At 63.6% G+C, this 17,620-nt stretch carries 9 protein-coding genes; 5 read left to right on the top strand and 4 right to left on the bottom strand.

Annotated features, from left to right (window positions below; all coding sequences use genetic code 11):
• Window positions 1–459 precede the first annotated feature (459 nt).
• The 3 genes from pheS to B5F74_RS07835 all read left to right on the top strand — a co-directional run bounded on the left by pheS (window position 460) and on the right by B5F74_RS07835 (window position 5,021).
• Window positions 460–1,536: a phenylalanine--tRNA ligase subunit alpha gene (pheS, locus tag B5F74_RS07845; RefSeq protein ID WP_087201443.1), complete on the top strand. Its 1,077-nt coding sequence runs from the start codon at window positions 460–462 to the stop codon at window positions 1,534–1,536.
• Window positions 1,537–1,644: 108 nt separating this feature from the next.
• On the top strand, window positions 1,645–4,110 hold the full coding sequence (gene pheT, locus B5F74_RS07840; protein ID WP_087201439.1) for a phenylalanine--tRNA ligase subunit beta: 2,466 nt from the start codon (window positions 1,645–1,647) through the stop codon (window positions 4,108–4,110).
• Between the two features lie 92 nt (window positions 4,111–4,202).
• Window positions 4,203–5,021 carry a hypothetical protein gene (locus B5F74_RS07835; protein WP_087201437.1) on the top strand — a complete coding sequence of 273 codons (819 nt, stop codon included), beginning with the start codon at window positions 4,203–4,205 and terminating at the stop codon, window positions 5,019–5,021.
• A gap of 269 nt (window positions 5,022–5,290) precedes the next feature.
• Here the strand turns inward: B5F74_RS07835 and B5F74_RS07830 are convergent, their stop codons facing one another.
• Window positions 5,291–6,274: a hypothetical protein gene (locus B5F74_RS07830; protein ID WP_087201434.1), complete on the bottom strand. Its 984-nt coding sequence runs from the start codon at window positions 6,272–6,274 to the stop codon at window positions 5,291–5,293.
• A 183-nt stretch (window positions 6,275–6,457) separates the two neighbouring features.
• Window positions 6,458–7,918, bottom strand: coding sequence for a pyruvate kinase (pyk, locus tag B5F74_RS07825; protein ID WP_066830194.1), 1,461 nt, complete (start codon window positions 7,916–7,918; stop codon window positions 6,458–6,460).
• Window positions 7,919–8,397: 479 nt separating this feature from the next.
• Between pyk and B5F74_RS07820 the strand changes: the two genes are divergently transcribed.
• Both B5F74_RS07820 and B5F74_RS07815 read left to right on the top strand, forming a co-directional pair.
• Entirely contained in the window at window positions 8,398–11,082 is a 2,685-nt protein-coding gene (locus B5F74_RS07820) for a cation-translocating P-type ATPase (RefSeq protein WP_087201432.1), read from the top strand.
• 373 nt (window positions 11,083–11,455) lie between these two features.
• Window positions 11,456–14,143, top strand: coding sequence for a cation-translocating P-type ATPase (locus tag B5F74_RS07815; RefSeq protein ID WP_087201430.1), 2,688 nt, complete (start codon window positions 11,456–11,458; stop codon window positions 14,141–14,143).
• A gap of 484 nt (window positions 14,144–14,627) precedes the next feature.
• On the opposite strand, the gene B5F74_RS07810 is transcribed toward B5F74_RS07815, so the two are convergent.
• Window positions 14,628–15,743 (bottom strand): sugar diacid recognition domain-containing protein, encoded by a 1,116-nt coding sequence (locus B5F74_RS07810; protein WP_087201428.1) that lies wholly within the window; start codon window positions 15,741–15,743, stop codon window positions 14,628–14,630.
• A 125-nt stretch (window positions 15,744–15,868) separates the two neighbouring features.
• Window positions 15,869–17,395 carry a UxaA family hydrolase gene (locus tag B5F74_RS07805; RefSeq protein WP_087201426.1) on the bottom strand — a complete coding sequence of 509 codons (1,527 nt, stop codon included), beginning with the start codon at window positions 17,393–17,395 and terminating at the stop codon, window positions 15,869–15,871.
• Window positions 17,396–17,620: the final 225 nt, after the last annotated feature.

The raw sequence follows: 17,620 nt of genomic DNA, 5'->3' as shown, positions 1-17,620 counted from the left end.
TCCAACAAGTGTAGCTGTATCGGCTTCGTAAGCCTATGGCAAAACACCGGTAAGCATCCGGTCGGCCGCATCCCCGGGCCCCGTCCCAAAAAGCGCCGAAAAGCGTGGAATGTGCGCTTGCGCGGGTTTGCGGCAAGCGCTTGTGCTATCCTTGCCCTCAACGCGTTGACGGAGAGGGTTGTGCCCGCCGCGTCCCGCAGAGAGAGGGAAGGTCACCGGCTGAAAGCCTTCCTGCGTGGGCAAGGACACAGCGTTCACTCCCGAGCAGCGACCTGAACGGACGCGCCAGAACACGGCAGCTGAGTAGGGAAGCCGCCCGCCCGGGCGATATCGGGCAAAAGAGGGTATGCCGGGCGCGACAACCGGCAGCCAAACAAGGTGGTACCGCGGATCTGTCCGTCCTTGCACACGGGGTTTCCCCACGTGCAAGGACGGTTTTTTATTGAGAAGGGATGTTTCATGAGTCTGATTGAAGACCTTGACCAGCTCGAAGCCAAGGCAAAGGAGATGATCGAGGGCGCCGTGACGGTCGATGCGCTCGAGCAGGCGCGCGTGGCGCTGCTCGGCCGCAAGGGCGAGATCACCTCGGTCATGCACATGATGGGCAAGGTGGCTCCCGAGGAGCGCCCTGTGCTCGGCAAGCGCGCCAACGAGCTGCGCCGTCTGGCCGAGAGCCTGCTGGAGCGCCGCGGCGGCGCGCTCAAGCGCGAGGCCATAAGTGCCCTGATGGCGACCGAGGCCGTTGACGTGACCCTGCCCGGCGCGCGCCCCAAGATCGGCCATCAGCACCTCATCAACCAGATCATCGAGGAGATCGAGGACGTCTTCTGCGGCATCGGCTACACGGTCGAGGACGGTCCGCACGTGGAGACGACCTTCTACAACTTCACCGCGCTGAACGCGCCGATGGACCATCCCAGCCGCAGCGCGCGCGACACGTTCTACGTGGTCGACAACGCGCCCGGCACCTGCGCCCACGCCGAGGCGCACGCGCACGGCGAGTCCGACGTGCTGCTGCGCACCCAGACCTCGGGCGTGCAGGTGCACACCATGGAGGAGCAGAAGCCACCCATCTACATGATCGCCCCGGGCACGGTCTACCGCCCCGACACCCCCGACGCCTGCCATCTGCCGCAGTTCAACCAGGTCGAGGGCCTTGTGGTGGACGAGGGCATCACGTTCGGCGACCTCAAGGGCACGCTCGACTACTTCGTCAAGTGCATGTTCGGTTCCGAGCGCAAGACGCGCTACCGTCCGCACTTCTTCCCGTTCACCGAGCCCTCCTGCGAGGTCGACGTGAGCTGCGGTGTGTGCCACGGCGAGGGCTGCAGCTTCTGCAAGCATTCCGGCTGGATCGAGATTCTGGGCTGCGGCATGGTCGACCCCAACGTGCTCGTGAACTGCGGCATCGATCCCGAGCGCTATTCCGGCTTCGCCTTCGGCATCGGCGTCGAGCGCGTGGCGGCGCTCCGTTACGACCTGCCCGACCTCCGCACGCTGATGACGGGAGACATGCGCTTCCTGAATCAGTTCTAGGGAAGCCCTCCCAAGCCGGTCCCGGGCGACGCCCTGGGCGTCGCGCCCGTTCGAGACCGTTCATGCGAAAGCCGAAACCGTTCTACATGTCATAAAGGAGAAATCGCAATGCGCGTTCCTTATAGTTGGTTGGGCGAGATGATCGAGCTGCCGTCCGATCCGGCCGATCTCGTCGCCGAGTTCATTCGCACGGGCACCGAGGTGGAGTCCGTTGATACGGTGGGCGAGTCCTTCGACCATGTCGTCACTGCCCAGGTGGTTTCCAAAGAGCCCCATCCCGATTCCGACCATATGTGGGTCACCAAGGTCGATGTGGGCGAGTTCAATCTCGGCGAGGACGGCGCGCCCGAGCCGCTGCAGATCGTGTGCGGCGCCCAGAACTTCAACGAGGGCGATCACATCGTGACCGCCCTGATCGGTGCGGAGCTGCCCGGCGGCGTCAAGATCAAGAAGTCCAAGCTGCGCGGCGTGGTGTCGTTCGGCATGAACTGCTCCGCACGCGAGCTGGGCCTGTCCGGCGACCATTCCGGCATCATGATCCTGCCGCCCGACGCGCCCGTGGGCGTGCCGTTCGCCCAGTACCAGGGCACTTCCGAGACCGTGCTGGACTGCGAGATCACGCCGAACCGCCCCGACTGCCTGTCCATGGTGGGCATGGCGCGCGAGGTCGGCGCCATCTACGACCGCGACTACCATGTCGAGTACCCCCAGATCAAAGAGGAGGTTGGCCGTCCGACCGCCGACGAGATCTCGGTCGCCTTCGACGGGGAGGGCATGTGCAGCCGCTACGTCGCGCGCATCGTCCGCAACGTGAAGGTCGGCCCCAGCCCTGACTGGATGGTCCAGCGCCTGAACGCGCTCGGCATCCGCCCGCACAACAACATCGTCGACATCACGAACTACGTGATGATGCTTACCGGCCAGCCGCTGCACGCGTTCGATCTGTCCACGTTCGCCGAGCGCGACGGCAAGCGCTCCGTCGTGGTGCGCGCCGCGCGCGAGGGCGAGACGTTCACCACGCTCGACGGCGTCGAGCGCACGCTATCTGCGGGCATGAGCCTCATCACCGACGGCGAGCGCCCCGTGGCGCTGGCCGGCGTCATGGGCGGCATGGATTCCGAGATCGAGGACGACACCGTCGACGTGATGGTCGAGAGCGCCTGCTTCGATGCCGGCCGCACCTCGCACACGAGCCGCGACCTGTCCCTGATCTCTGACGCGTCCATCCGCTTCGAGCGCCAGGTTGACGAGACCGGCTGCGTGGACGTGGCCAACATCACGTGCGCGCTGATCGAGGAGCTCGCCGGCGGCGAGGTCGCTCCGGGCTACGTGGACCTCTATCCCGCGCCCAAGCAGCAGCCCGAGCTCACGCTGCGCCTCGCGCGCGTGCACGCTATCTGCGGCGCGGACATCGATCCCGAGTTCATCGAGCGCGCCCTGACCCGCCTGGGCTGCACGGTGTCTCGCGTGCGCGAGGGCGACGAGCAGGCGTTTCGCGTCGTGCCGCCGAGCTTCCGCCCCGACCTGCCGCGCGAGATCGACCTTATCGAGGAGATCTTGCGCCTGTGGGGCATGGACCGCGTCGAGGCGACCATCCCTGCCGCCAAGAACCACATCGGCGGCCTGACGCGCGAGCAGCATCTCACCCGCAAGATCGGCCAGATTCTGCGCGCCTGCGGCCTGAACGAGACCACGACCTTCGCCTTTGCCGCGGCCGATGACCTCAAGAAGATCGGCATGTCGGAGGAGGGCCGCGGTCTTCCCGTCGTGCTCATGGACCCGCTGATCGCCGAGCAGACCGAGATGCGCCGCTCGCTGCTGCCGGGCCTGCTGCGCTCCGTGGCCTATAACGAGGCCCACGGTATCGCCAACGTGCAGCTCTACGAGATCGGCCGCCTGTTCCATGGCCGCGAGAACGCCAGCAAGCCCAAGGAGAACGTGAGCGTCGCCGGCGTGCTGTCCGGCGCCATGGGCGACGTGACGTGGAACCAGAAGTTCGCGCCGCTGCGCTTCTTCGACGGCAAGGGCGTGGTCGAGGAGCTGCTTGCCCAGTTGCGTGTCGAGAAGGTGCGCTTCCGTCCCGCCGAGGGCGAGGGCTACGCGTTCTTGCAGCCCGGTCGCGGCGCCGAGGTGCTGTCCGGCGGCACCGTGCTCGGCTGGGTCGGCGAGATCCACCCCGATGCACGCGAGGCCATGGACATCGATCTTCCTGTGGTCGCCTTCGAGCTCAACTTCGAGGCCCTGCTGCGCGGTGCCCGCAACCAGGAGGCCTACCACGAGTTCTCGAGCTTCCCGAGCGTGGAGCACGATCTGGCTATCGTCGTCGATGAGGGCGTGACCTGCGAGGATCTGGAGCGTCGTATCGTAAGCGCCGGCGGCAAGCTGCTGTCCGACGTGCGCCTGTTCGACGTGTACCGCGACCCGGTGCGCGTGGGCGAGGGCAAGAAGTCCATGGCGTTCGCTCTGACGTATCGTTCCGACGACCATACGCTCACGTCTGAGGAGGTCGAGCGTGCCCACTCCAAGCTCGTGGCGAAGGTCTGCAAGGCCACGGGCGGCGAGGTCAGATCTTAACTATCGCCGCGGCGCGTTGACGCATTGGTCTTTTATACTGAGGGGGTCCGTGCCTGGCGCGGACCCTTGTTCGTTTGGAGGATGCGCACCCTATGCCCAGCTGGAACATTCATATCGCCGAGGCCGAGCGCCTGCTTGAGCGCGGCGGTGCGGTGGCCCGCACGGTTCGAGACGCGAACGCGTTTTTGTTTGGCAACCTCGTGCCCGACATCATGGTGGGGTATATGGTTCCCGGCATCGGCAAGCCCATTCCGTACCGGTCCACGCATTTTGCCGCGCCCGCGTTCATTCCCAAGCCGCGTGAGCGCGAGTTCTGGGACACCTATGTCGTTCCGCAGGCCGCCCTGCTGTCGGACGAGGACCGCAGCTGCGCGCTCGTGCGGCCGATGAGTATCGTCGAGGAGCGCGAGGCCATAGACCGCATCCACTTCCCCCAGCGTTTCGAGGGGCAGCAGGATGCATCCGCGGTCGAACGGGATCGGTGCGAGAGCGCTTCCGCGCCACGGCCCGAGCGCACCCTTTTCGATTATCTGCTCGGCACCTGGGCGCACCTGGTTGCAGACAACCTGTGGAACACCCGCGTCAACGAGTTTCTGGATGCGCACGGCGGCAAGCCGAGCGAGCAGTTCCGTATCAAGAAGCAGGGAGATTTCGACGGGTTCGGCAAGATGCTGCCCATCGTCTCGATTCCGCGGGAGACGCCTGCGCTGCTGCAGGCCGCAGCCGAGTTTCCCCAATATCCGATCGCGCGCGAGCACGTGCACGACGCCATCGTGGTGGCGCACGAGATCGTGCGCACCAACGGGGCTCCCGACCACGCTCCCTATCAGCTGCTCACCGAGGATTTCTTCGAAACCACCTTCGCGGAGGTCCTGGACACGACCGATCGCGCCCTCGAAGAGCGTCTGTAGCCGCTGCGCCCGTGCGCGCTGCCACTCCGGGGCGGCCCAAAATCCATGAATATCGAGTTTGGTGCGATTTTTGAGTGCCCCTCGCCCACAGGTGCCACACCCCTCAACAAAACCGCAGGATTCAACTGGGCGTTTGTTGAGGGATATGGCGCATAGGGAGAAATGGCACTCTAAAATCGCACCAAACTCAACCCTCCATCTTTGCAGGTTTTGCTCAAAACGGTTTTTTATACAAAAGAATTTCCGATACCTGCACGTTTATAAGAATTCTATTCAGTCCAAGATTCGGGCAGCAAGAGCTGTCTCAGCGCGAGACGCGATGCGCTCCGTCCGGGCTCGCAGCGCGAGAAATCTACCCCCAGATAGCGTGCGAGCCGCTGCACGACTGCCTCAAAACGGTCGAAATCCTTAATGCGCGACGGCGTGATGAACATCACGGTGTAGCCGGTCGCCTCGATGTCGTCGCGACGATCCTCGTCTGACTCCCTCTTCTCTACTCCTGCGTGATGCTCGCTGCTCTGGTATTCCAATACGACGTGCGCGGCCCGATAGACCAGGTCCCCGTAGCGGATTTGAGGGACATGCATCGATCCCAGATACTGGATAACCGGCAGGTCGGCGTTGAACTCCGGCAAGGGAAGGCCGTAGCCACCCTCGGATACGGGCAGACAGAGCAGCAAGAACAGTACGGTTTCCATAGGTGAGGCGGACCCGTCCCGCAAGATGCGCGCAAACCGCTTTGCCCGTTTTGCGCCGTATATGCCCGGATTGCGCGCAATAAACTCCCGAATAGACTTTGCGGTCGTCAAGACGGGCAGGTCATATGTAGTAAAGCATTCGTTATCGGAAAAGGCGGGCAGCGTATAGGTCCCGCACAGCTCCAGTCCAAGCTGGACGCTCGTCGCGAGAGAATGCTTCTGGCTATACAGGATGAACAGCAGCTCGGGTGTCACGCACAGGCAGTCTTCATCGATGCTGACAAGATAGGGCTCCGTGATGCTCGCAGAGAGTGCTCGGCAGGTAATGAGCTTGGAGTTGCGCCGATGTGCATGTTCGGGGACCAGCACCATGTAGGGTGTCGTGAGTCGGGCAATAGTGTCCGAGCGTTCGACAAGCTGCTTGATGTCGCGCGCGTTGCTTGCCGCATCGAGCATATCGGCCGGCGCGAGCGCAATCGATGCGTAGTCGCGCGGCATGGCGCCCAAACGGATGAGCTCAAGTGCCGTTTTGTCTGTCGCATAAAGTCTTTTCATGCGACCAGAATATCACAAGTTAAGTAAAAACTATAAAAGAAAGCAAAATAATATGATGAGTACCAAATGGAACCTATGCATCACATGGTACAAGAGTAAAAGAATACCCCCGCCTACATATATAGACGGGGGTATGCAAGCTGTCAAAAGGGCGGGCGTGTGGCAAAAAGCCGGGAGCCGGCGTTAGCGCACCTGCGCGACGTAGGCCACGTTGGTGGATGTCGCCTTGCCGTCGAGGTGGATGGACATGCGCGGATCGCCAGCGGTGGCAACGGTGAGGTCGCCTTCCTTGACGTAGCCGAGCTCCTTGGCGGTCTCGATCGCCTTGATGATGGTGCCGTTGACGGTGCCCTGCGTGATGGCGGCCAGGTGCGGATCAACGCCCCAGTACATGATCATCTGCTGAACGGCCCACTCGTGACGGGAGAACGCGCAGATGGGCACGTTCGGACGGAAGTGGGAGATCAGGCGCGCGGTGCGGCCGGTGGTGGTGGGGACGGTGATGCACTTGGCGCCCACGACGGTGGCCATGTTCACAGCGGACATACCCACGACGTTGTTGATGACGCGGGTGCCATGCGCGTTCTCGGGGGCCTTGAGCTGCGCGTGGACGGGAAGGTGCTTCTCGGTCTCGTGCGCGATGTGGGCCTGCATCTTGACGGCCTCGACCGGGTACTGGCCGGCAGCGGTCTCGCCGGAGAGCATGACGGCGTCGGTGCCGTCATAGATGGCGTTCGCGACGTCGGCGACCTCGGCGCGGGTCGGGCGCGGGTTGTGCTGCATGGAGTCGAGCATCTGGGTCGCGGTGATGACGGGCTTGTAGGCCGCGTTGCACTTGGCGATGATCTCCTTCTGGATGTGCGGCACGAGCTCGGGAGCGATCTCGATGCCCAGGTCGCCGCGGGCGACCATGATGCCGTCGGATGCCTCGAGGATGTCGTCGAAGTTCTGGACGCCCAGCGCGCACTCGATCTTGGGGAAGATCGTGACGTGCTCGCCACCGTTCAGGCGGCAGAGGTGACGGATCTCCTCGACAGCCTGGGCGTTGCGGATGAAGGAGGCGGCGATGTAGTCGATGTTCTCCTTGATGCCGAACAGGATGTCCTCGCGGTCACGGTCGGTGATGGCGGGCAGGCCGATCTCGACGTTGGGGATGTTGACGCCCTTGCGCTCGCCGATCTCGCCGGTGTTCTTGACGACGCAGTGCATGTCCTGGCCGTCGATGGACTCGACCTCGAGGGCGACCAGGCCGTCATCGATCAGGATGAGGGAGCCGGCCTCGGCCTCGGAGGGGAGGTCAAGGTAGTCAAGGGAGATGTGGGTTTCGTCGCCGAGCCAGTCCTCGGAGGTGGGCTGCGCGGTCACGATGATCTTGTCGCCCTCGTGAACGGTGATCTTGGCGTGATCCTTGAGCAGGCCGGTGCGGACCTCGGGGCCCTTGGTGTCGAGCAGGATGCCCACGGGGATACCGAGCTCGCGGGAGATGCGGCGGACGCGCTCGATGCGCTCGTGATGCTCCTCATAGGAGCCGTGCGAGAAGTTGAAGCGGGCGACGTTCATGCCCGCCTTGATCATCTCGCGGAGGGTCTCGTCGCTGTCGCAGGCAGGACCCATGGTGCATACGATCTTCGTGCGCTTGTACATTCAGACCTCCATCTGACGGTAAGAGTGCGCTGATAAAACGAATTACCAGCGCGTATTATAGAAGAAAATCACTCACAGGAACGCAAGGGATGCATCATCTCTGAGTCATCACACAAGTTTTACGAGAACGATTCCACAAACGAGAAGCTCCTGGTTTTCCGAACGTGCTCGAGGGGAGCCTACGGGATGGAAAGGGCGCGCACAAGGTTCTCCATACCAATTTAGTGCGTTTATTGGTCCGCCGCGCATGTGGCGACATCCATACGCGGTTGACAAGTCGCCGGCCTGAGCGCCTGCGCCGAATATCGACCGTTTGCGTAGAACATGTATAAATTGTGTAGAGGGGCGCTACACTTTTGTTTGTTGTAAGCCGCTGGCCGGTACGCAGCCTCTAGAGGCCCTTGCCCCTTCTCACGGGGAATTAAGATCGGGCAAAATCTGCTGGCCAGCACGTGTTCCCAAGAGGGGAGAAGCAAAGTATGCAGAAGGAATACTTAGCTTCGGCCGAGGAGGTGCTCGAGGAGCAAGCCTCGAATGCCGAAACCGGTCTTACGGCAAGCGTGGCCCAACAGCGCCTGTCGCAGTTCGGTCCCAACAAGCTGGACGAAGAGGAGAAGACGCCGCTGTGGATCCGCTTCTTTCAGCAGATGGCGGACCCCATGGTCATCATGCTTATCGTCGCCGCCGTCATCTCGGCGGTCACGGGCATGATCCAGGGCGAGTCGGAGTGGGCGGACGTCGTCATCATCATGGCGGTCGTCATCATCAACTCCGCGCTCGGCGTGATCCAGGAGGCCAAGTCCGAAGAGGCGCTCGAGGCCCTGCAGGAGATGAGCGCCGCGCAGTCCAAGGTCATCCGCGACGGCAAGATGACCATGCTGCATTCGTCCGAGCTCGTTCCGGGCGACGTGGTGCTGCTCGAGGCGGGCGACTCGGTGCCTGCCGACTGCCGTGTGCTCGAGAGCGCGTCCATGAAGATCGAGGAGGCCGCGCTCACCGGCGAGTCCGTCCCGGTCGAGAAGCACGCGGATGCCATCGTGCTCGAGGCAGGTGTCGACGACGTGCCGCTGGGCGACCGCAAGAACATGTGCTACATGGGCTCCACCGTGGTCTACGGCCGCGGCCGCGCTGTGGTGGTCGGTACCGGCATGAAGACCGAGATGGGCAAGATCGCCGGCGCCCTGACCGAGGCCAAAGAGGAGCTCACGCCGCTGCAGATGAAGCTCGCCGAGCTGTCGAAGATCCTGACCATCATGGTCATCGTCATCTGCGTGGTCATCTTCGCGGTCGACCTGCTGCGCTCCGGCATCGGCAACGTCGCCTCCGAGCCGCAGATGCTGCTCGACACCTTCATGGTCGCCGTGTCGCTCGCCGTCGCGGCCATCCCCGAGGGCCTCGTGGCCGTCGTCACCATCGTGCTGTCCATCGGCGTGACCAAGATGGCCAAGCGCCAGGCGATCATCCGCAACCTGTCCGCGGTCGAGACGCTCGGCTGCACGCAGGTCATCTGCTCCGACAAGACCGGCACGCTGACCCAGAACAAGATGACGGTCGTCAAGCACGAGCTCGCCTCCTCCGAGGAGAAGCTGCTTGCCGGCATGGCCCTGTGCTCCGACGCCAAGTGGGACGAGGAGGCCGGCGAGGCCGTGGGCGAGCCGACCGAGTGCGCGCTCGTGAACGATGCGGGCAAGGCCGGCATGCAGGGGCTCGATATCGAGCACCCGCGCGTGGGCGAGGCCCCGTTCGACTCCGGCCGCAAGATGATGTCCGTCGTGGTCCAGGAGGCCGACGGCTCCTTCGAGCAGTACACCAAGGGCGCTCCCGACGTCGTGCTGAACCTGTGCACCCAGGTTTACGACGGCGACAAGATCGTGCCCATGACCGAGGCGCGCCGCGAGGAGCTGCTGGCCGCCAACAAGGCCATGGCCGACGAGGCCCTGCGCGTGCTCGCGCTCGCGAGCCGCACCTATGCGGAGAAGCCGGCGGACTGCTCGGCAGAGGCGCTCGAGCACGATCTCGTGTTCTGCGGCCTGTCCGGCATGATCGACCCCGAGCGACCCGAGGTGGCCCCGGCCATCAAGGAGGCCCATGGCGCCGGCATCCGCACCGTCATGATCACGGGCGACCACATCGACACCGCCGTGGCCATCGCCAAGAACCTCGGTATCGTCACCGACCGCAGCCAGGCCATCACGGGCGCCGAGATCGACAAGATGTCCGACGCGGAGCTCGACTCCCAGATCGAGAAGTACGGCGTGTACGCGCGCGTCCAGCCCGAGCACAAGACCCGTATCGTCGAGGCGTGGAAGTCCAAGAACAAGATCGTCGCCATGACCGGCGACGGCGTGAACGACGCCCCGTCCATCAAGCATGCGAACATCGGCATCGGCATGGGCATCACCGGCACCGACGTCACCAAGAACGTCGCCGACATGGTGCTCGCCGACGACAACTTCGCCACGATCATCAACGCGTGCGAAGAGGGACGCCGCATTTACGACAACATCCGCAAGGTCATCCAGTTCCTGTTGTCCGCGAACCTGGCCGAGGTGTTCTCGGTGTTCGCGGCGACCATCATCGGCTTCACGCTGTTCCAGCCCATCCAGCTGCTGTGGGTCAACCTCGTCACCGACTGCTTCCCGGCGCTCGCGCTGGGCATGGAGGAGGCCGAGGGCGACATCATGCGCCGCAAGCCGCGTAACGCCACCGACGGCGTGTTCGCCGGGCACATGGGCCTCGACACGGTCGTCCAGGGTCTGATCATCACCGTGCTGGTGCTCGCGAGCTTCTTCTGCGGCGTGTACTTCGACATGGGCACCATCGACATCGCCAACATGATGGCGGGCACCGCCGACGAGGAAGGCGTCATGATGGCGTTCATCACGCTCAACATGGTCGAGATCTTCCATTGCTTCAACATGCGCAGCCGCCGCGCCTCCATCTTCCATATGAAGAAGCAGAACAAGTGGCTGTGGGGCGCCGCGATCCTCGCGCTCATCCTGACGCTCGTCGTGGTCGAGTTCGACCCGCTGGCCGAGATCTTCTTCGGCGTGACCGCGCTCGAGCCGCGCGGTATGATTACCGCGCTCGTGCTCGGTTTCCTGATCATTCCGCTGGTCGAGATCTACAAGGTCATCATGCGCGCGGTCGAGAAGGACGCATAGCGCGTTCGCGCATGTGCGCTCCGATGTGCACGGGAGGCCCTGCTCGGGCCTCCCGTTTTTGCGCGTCAGTGAAGAAAAAGGGACAGTCCCTATCGTTTCACCGTGAAACGATAGGGACTGTCCCTTTTTCTTCACAATATGGTACGCAGACCAATGGGCGCTCAGCTCTCGCTGATATTTCTCGCAATTTGTAACATGGCCTTTTCAAAGGCCAGTCTGTAGGCTTAATACCGTCGTTATAGGGTATTATTGCTAGTCATTGCAAGACGCCAGCTAACATGGCAGCCTTGAAGGGCCCTTGCCCCGCGCTCCTGGGGAATTATGATCGGGCTTCAACCTGTTGGTTGGCACGACACCCAGGAGGAAGAAAGGTATGGAGAAAGAGTACCTGGCTTCGGCAGAGGATGTGCTTGCCGCACAGTCCTCGAATGCCGAAACGGGCCTTACTGCAGCCGTGGCGCAGCAGCGCCTCGGCGAGTTCGGTCCCAACAAGCTCGATGAAGAGGAGAAGACCCCGCTGTGGAAGCGCTTCTTCGAGCAGATGGCAGACCCCATGGTCATCATGCTTATCGTCGCTGCGGCGATCTCTGCCATCACGGGCACCATTCAGGGTGAGCCCGAGTGGGCCGACGTCATCATCATCCTGACCGTCGTCGTCATCAACTCCGTGCTGGGCGTGGTCCAGGAGGCCAAGTCCGAGCAGGCGCTTGCCGCCCTGCAGGAGATGAGCGCCGCGCAGTCCAAGGTCATCCGCGACGGCAAGCTGGAGCACCTGCCGAGCGCCGATTTGGTCCCCGGCGACATCGTGCTGCTCGAGGCCGGCGACTCCGTGCCCGCGGACTGCCGCATCATCGAGAGCGCATCCATGAAGATCGAGGAGGCCGCGCTCACCGGCGAGTCCGTCCCGGTCGAGAAGCACACCGATCCCATCGTGCTTGCTGAGGGCACCGACGACGTGCCGCTGGGCGACCGCAAGAACATGTGCTACATGGGCTCCACCGTGGTGTACGGCCGCGGTACCGCCGTTGTTGCCGCTACCGGCATGAAGACCGAGATGGGCAAGATCGCCGATGCGCTGACCACCGCCAAGAAGGAGCTCACGCCGCTGCAGATCAAGCTGAACGAGCTGTCCGGCATCCTGACCAAGCTCGTGCTCGGCATCTGCGTGGTCATCTTCGCCGTCGACCTTCTCCGTCACGGCGGTGAGCTCGGAAGCAACCCCGAGATGATCCTCGACACCTTCATGGTCGCCGTGTCGCTCGCCGTCGCCGCCATCCCCGAGGGCCTCGTCGCCGTCGTCACCATCGTGCTGTCCATGGGCGTCACCAAGATGTCCAAGCGCCAGGCCATCATCCGCAAGATGACCGCCGTCGAGACGCTCGGCTGCACCCAGATCATCTGCTCCGACAAGACCGGCACGCTGACCCAGAACAAGATGACCGTCATCAAGCACGAGGTCGAGGGTCCCGACGACCTGCACGTCCGTGCTATGGCCCTGTGCTCCGACGCCAAGTGGGATCACGAGGCCGGCGAGTCCGTGGGCGAGCCGACCGAGTGCGCGCTCGTGAACGATGCTGCCAAGCTCGGCTTCTATGAGGGTGGCAACGCCGCCAAGTACCCGCGTGTGGGCGAGGCCCCGTTCGACTCCGGCCGCAAGATGATGTCCGTCGTGGTCAAGACCCCCGAGGGCACCTTCGAGCAGTACACCAAGGGCGGCCCCGACGTGGTGCTCGGCCGCTGCACCCAGGTCATGAACGCCGACGGCTCCGTCGAGCCCATGACCGACGCGCGCCGCGAGAAGATCATGGCCGCCAACAAGGAGATGGCCAACCAGGCGCTCCGCGTTCTGGCCTCCGCCGTCCGCATGCACGACGAGCAGCCCGCCGACTGCAGCCCCGAGGCCCTCGAGCACGACCTCACCTTCGTGGGCCTGTCCGGCATGATCGACCCCGAGCGTCCTGAGGTCGCCCCGGCCATCGCCGAGGCCAAGGAGGCCGGCATCCGTCCCGTCATGATCACGGGCGACCACATCGACACCGCCGTGGCCATCGCGAAGAACCTGGGCATCTGCGAGGACGCCAGCCAGGCCATCACCGGCTCCCAGCTCGACAAGATCTCCGACGAGGACTTCAAGGAGAAGGTCACCGAGTACAGCGTGTACGCGCGCGTCCAGCCCGAGCACAAGGCGCGCATCGTCGACGCCTGGAAGAGCCGCGATAAGATCGTCGCCATGACCGGCGACGGCGTGAACGACGCTCCGTCCATCAAGCGCGCCGACATCGGCGTGGGCATGGGCATCACCGGTACCGACGTCACCAAGAACGTCGCCGACATGGTGCTCGCCGACGACAACTTCGCCACCATCATCAACGCGGTGGAGGAAGGCCGTCGTATCTACGACAACATCCGCAAGGTCATCCAGTTCCTGCTGTCCGCCAACATCGCCGAGGTGCTTTCGGTCTTCGTGGCGACGCTCGTGGGCTTCACCATCTTCCAGCCCGTCCAGCTGCTGTGGATCAACCTGATCACGGACTGCTTCCCGGCGCTCGCGCTCGGTATGGAAGAGGCCGAGGGCGACATCATGAAGCGCAAGCCGCGTAACGCCACCGATGGCGTGTTCGCCGGCGGCATGGGCATCGACATCGTATTCCAGGGCGTCATCATCACCATCCTCGTGCTTGCGAGCTTCTTCGTGGGCGTGTACTTCGACATGGGCTACATCGACATCGCCGACATGATCGCCGGCACCGCCGATGAAGAGGGCGTCACCATGGCGTTCATCACCCTGTCGATGGTCGAGATCTTCCACTGCTTCAACATGCGCAGCCGCCGCGCGTCGCTGTTCAGCATGCCCAAGCAGAACAAGTGGCTGTGGGGTGCTGCGCTGCTCGCGCTCATCCTCACCGTCGTGGTCGTCGAGTTCCACCCGCTGGCCGTGATGTTCGGCTTCATGGAGCTGCCGCTCGAGGCGCTTGCCTGCGCCATCGGCCTCGCCTTCCTGATCATCCCGATCATGGAGATCTACAAGGCCATCATGCGTGCGGTCGAGAAGAACGACTAGCATCATCTGGGTCCTACATACCCGCTGACGACAAGGCCCCGAGGAATCGCCCTCGGGGCCTTTTTCATCCCGAATAAGTGCAAATTCGGGGACGTACCTTCCGCGTGCACTTTTGCAAATTGGGGACGTACCTTGGGGGTGCATTTATGCAAATCGGGGACACCCCTTGATGGATTGGCTGGGGCCAGGCGCGTTTCAATCCATTCCATATCGGCATTTCCGCAGGATTCCGATGTTCAGCCCGCGCTTTTTTGTGAAAACCTCCGCCGGAGCATCCGTATCCACGGGCCAGACGGAGGTTTACACATGGGGGACGCCCCATCGGCGTGCAGAAGCACGCGCTCAAGGGGTGTCCCCGAATTTGCAAACATGCACGCGGAAGGTACGTCCCCGAATTTGCACGGCGGAGGCTCCGGGCGCAGAAAAAAAGCCCTCCTGTCCCATGCGGGACGGGAGGGCGAAGGCTGGGCTCGACGGTCGCGCTCTACTGGCGGCGGATGTAGCGGCGCAGCAGGAACGCCATGGTCAAAACGGCGAAGCCGGAGAGCTTGCGCGGGTTGTAGCCCGTCTTGTCGGCGATCTTGTTCAGGCGGTTCTGCAGCGTGTTCTTGTGCAGGAACAGCTCGTCGGCACAGTGGACGATGCTGCCGTTGTGGCGGGCATAGGCCTCGAACACGACCTGGAAGGAGTCGACCTCCTCGTCGGATAAGCCGCTGAACACGTGGTCGACCAGGCGCTGGGCGTCGTCGCGCGGAATGGAGGAGACCACAAGGCCCAGGTCCATGCTGTCGTAACGCTGGGTGAACCCCTCCTGGGCGAACTCGTTCCACTCGAGGGCGCGGCAGGCCTCCTCGTAGCTGCGCCAGTAGTCGGAGCACGACTCGGCCGCCATGCCGATGCCGAAGCGCACGGGCAGGCGCAGCAGGCGCTGGGCATCGTCGCGGATGCCCTCGAGCAGGCCGGGCAGGGCGCGCTCGTCGCGCGTGTCGATATACAGGCACAGCTCGCGCTCGGAGAACGCGAAGAAGCTCGTCTGCAGCTGCTGGAAGCGCGCGTGCATCATGGCGAACAGCGCGTCGTAGTCGGGCACCTCGTCGGTCTCGACGCGGCCCACCACGACGATGCGCGGGCGGTTCAGGTCGATGCGCAGAAACGAGGCGTAGTAGGCGACGAGCTCCTCGTCGTGATGCTTGAGCTTGAGCATATTGACGAGGTTCTGCACGCGCGAGCGGCGGTCGTACTGGACGGCCTGGTCCCAGTTCTCGCGGATGAGGATCTCGGTCATCTTCTTGATGACGACGCCGAACGGCTCGACCTCGGCGCGCTCGCCCGTGATGCCGATGACGGCGACGACGGAGTCGTTGAAGACGACGGGCACGTTGATGCCGTGCTTGGCGCCCTTGAACTCGTGCTCGTTGTCGATGGTGACCGTCTGCTTGGTCTTGATCGCCAGGCGGGCGCCGTCATGGCTCGTGCCGATGCGCGAGCGCACCGTGCTGGCGATGATGGTCCCGGTGGTGTCGAAGAGATTGATCTCGTGGTTGATGACGTCCTTGAGATTGGTGACGATGCTCTCGGCAATCTGCGGATCGAGGTTCATAGCGCTTCCTCATGAGGAGAGGGGGCCCTCCGTGCGGACGGCCCCCATCGGAATTCGTACATGGCATGCGATCTGGCGCTGAAGGCGCACGCCTTATGGTACCCGACGCATGCCTTCATAGATCATTAGGTAATGGGCGCGGGATTGAAGACGCACAGATCGTTCGCGAGGCCGTGCTCTTCGGCGTGCGATTTCTTGCGACCGCTCACCACGTCGAGCAGCAGCAAGAACAGCTCAGTGCCGACCTCCTCGATGGTGCGCTCGCCGCTCGACACGGGGCCGGCGTTGACGTCGATGAGGTCGGGCCACTGCGCGGCGACCTCGCTGCGCGAGCAGACCTTGAGGACGGGTGCGGCGGCCAGCGAGTAGGGGGTGCCGCGGCCGGTCGTGAATAGCTCGGCGCCCATGCCGCTGGCGAGCTGGCAGGGACCGCAGCACAGGTCGCTCGCCGGGGTGGCGGCGTAGATGAGGCCGTGCTTGGTGGGGCGCTCGCCCGGCGAGAGGACCTCGACGATGGGGGAGCGGCCGGACTTGGCGATCGAGCCCATGGCCTTCTCGACGATGTTGGACAGGCCGCCCTTCTTGTTGCCGGGCGTGGGGTTCGCGGAGCGGTCGGCGCCGCCGCGGTCCAGATACTCGTCGTACCAGCGCATCTCGGCTGCGAGCTTCTTCTCGGTCGGCTCGTCCACGCAGCGGTGGGCAAGCAGGTACACGCCGTCGCGCACCTCGGTGACCTCGGAGAACATGGCCGTGCCGCCGCCGGCGACCAAAAGGTCGACACAGTAGCCGATCGAGGGGTTCGAGGCCACGCCGGAGAAGGCGTCGGATCCGCCGCACTGCGCGCCGATCAGCAGGTCGGACAGCGGCAGCGTGACGCGACGGCGCTCATTCAGGCGCTTGAGCTTGGTCTCGGCCATGGCGCAGATCTTGTCCATCATGTCCTCAAAACCATGGCAGTCCTGAAGGATGATGACGTTGTCGGGGTTGTTGTCCTCGGGACGGTCCTCGCAGAACATCTCGGGCGAGAACTTCTCGCACCCGAGGCCCACGAGCATGAACTCGCCGCCGAAGTTGGGGTGCTTGGCGATGTTGCGGATGATGCGCTTGGGGATGTAGGCGTCCGTCGCGTTGATGGCGACGCCGCAGCCGTACGCATGGCTAACCGCCACGACGCCGTCCACGTTGGGGTACTTGGGCAGGATGTCGCGCTTGATGCGCTCGACGGCCTTGTTCACCACGCCGGCGGCGCACTGCACCGTGGTCTGGATGCCCAGGTAGTTGCGCGTGCCGCCGTAGCCGCCGGGCTCGACGGGCGCGTAGCCCTCCCAGGTGGTGACCGGCGGGGTGGGCAGATCGGTCACGATGTTGGTGCCCCACTCCATCTCGTCGAGCGGGGGAGGGGTGGGGAGGTCGAGCGACGTCTCGTTGATCCACGTGCCCGCAGGGGTGTCCTGCTTGGCGTAACCGAGGACCACGCCGTAGCGGACGACGTTGCCGCCCTTGGGGATGTCGGTCAACGCGATCTTGTGCGCCTGGGGGATATCGCTTTGCGCGATGACCCCGCCGCCCACGTCGGTGCCGGCTGCGATGTCGTGCAGCGCGATGCCGACGTTGTCGATCTCGTTGATCTTGACGTACAGCGATGCGGCCATATACCAGCTCCTTTCCATATAAAGGCAGCTTTCTCTACGCGCTTTACTCTATCGGTGTGTCAATGTCTAAAAAATGTTTTCTGTACCACCAAACGGCCAATTCACCTGCTCAAGCGATGGTATTTGGACTCTTAAAAGGGTATGCGGGTTAGCTCATCATTTCTCCATAAGCAAGCGAGCGGCGATATGCCCGGTCTTTCGCTTCCTCGGTCCGTACAGGCCGCA

The organism is Collinsella sp. An271, assembly GCF_002159695.1.
In the GTDB taxonomy this organism is placed as follows: domain Bacteria; phylum Actinomycetota; class Coriobacteriia; order Coriobacteriales; family Coriobacteriaceae; genus Collinsella; species Collinsella ihumii.
Note: the sequence above shows the minus strand (reverse complement) of the source record. Positions and strands in the feature narration are given on the sequence as shown.

What these genes read in the sequence shown, in the direction of transcription:
- B5F74_RS07810 (WP_087201428.1), bottom strand. Translation starts at nt 15,743, where the DNA reads ATGAACCTCGATCCGCAGATTGCCGAGAGCATCGTCACCAATCTCAAG.
- pheS (WP_087201443.1), top strand. Translation starts at nt 460, where the DNA reads ATGAGTCTGATTGAAGACCTTGACCAGCTCGAAGCCAAGGCAAAGGAG.
- B5F74_RS07815 (WP_087201430.1), top strand. Translation starts at nt 11,456, where the DNA reads ATGGAGAAAGAGTACCTGGCTTCGGCAGAGGATGTGCTTGCCGCACAG.
- B5F74_RS07830 (WP_087201434.1), bottom strand. Translation starts at nt 6,274, where the DNA reads ATGAAAAGACTTTATGCGACAGACAAAACGGCACTTGAGCTCATCCGT.
- B5F74_RS07805 (WP_087201426.1), bottom strand. Translation starts at nt 17,395, where the DNA reads ATGGCCGCATCGCTGTACGTCAAGATCAACGAGATCGACAACGTCGGC.
- B5F74_RS07820 (WP_087201432.1), top strand. Translation starts at nt 8,398, where the DNA reads ATGCAGAAGGAATACTTAGCTTCGGCCGAGGAGGTGCTCGAGGAGCAA.
- B5F74_RS07835 (WP_087201437.1), top strand. Translation starts at nt 4,203, where the DNA reads ATGCCCAGCTGGAACATTCATATCGCCGAGGCCGAGCGCCTGCTTGAG.
- pyk (WP_066830194.1), bottom strand. Translation starts at nt 7,918, where the DNA reads ATGTACAAGCGCACGAAGATCGTATGCACCATGGGTCCTGCCTGCGAC.
- pheT (WP_087201439.1), top strand. Translation starts at nt 1,645, where the DNA reads ATGCGCGTTCCTTATAGTTGGTTGGGCGAGATGATCGAGCTGCCGTCC.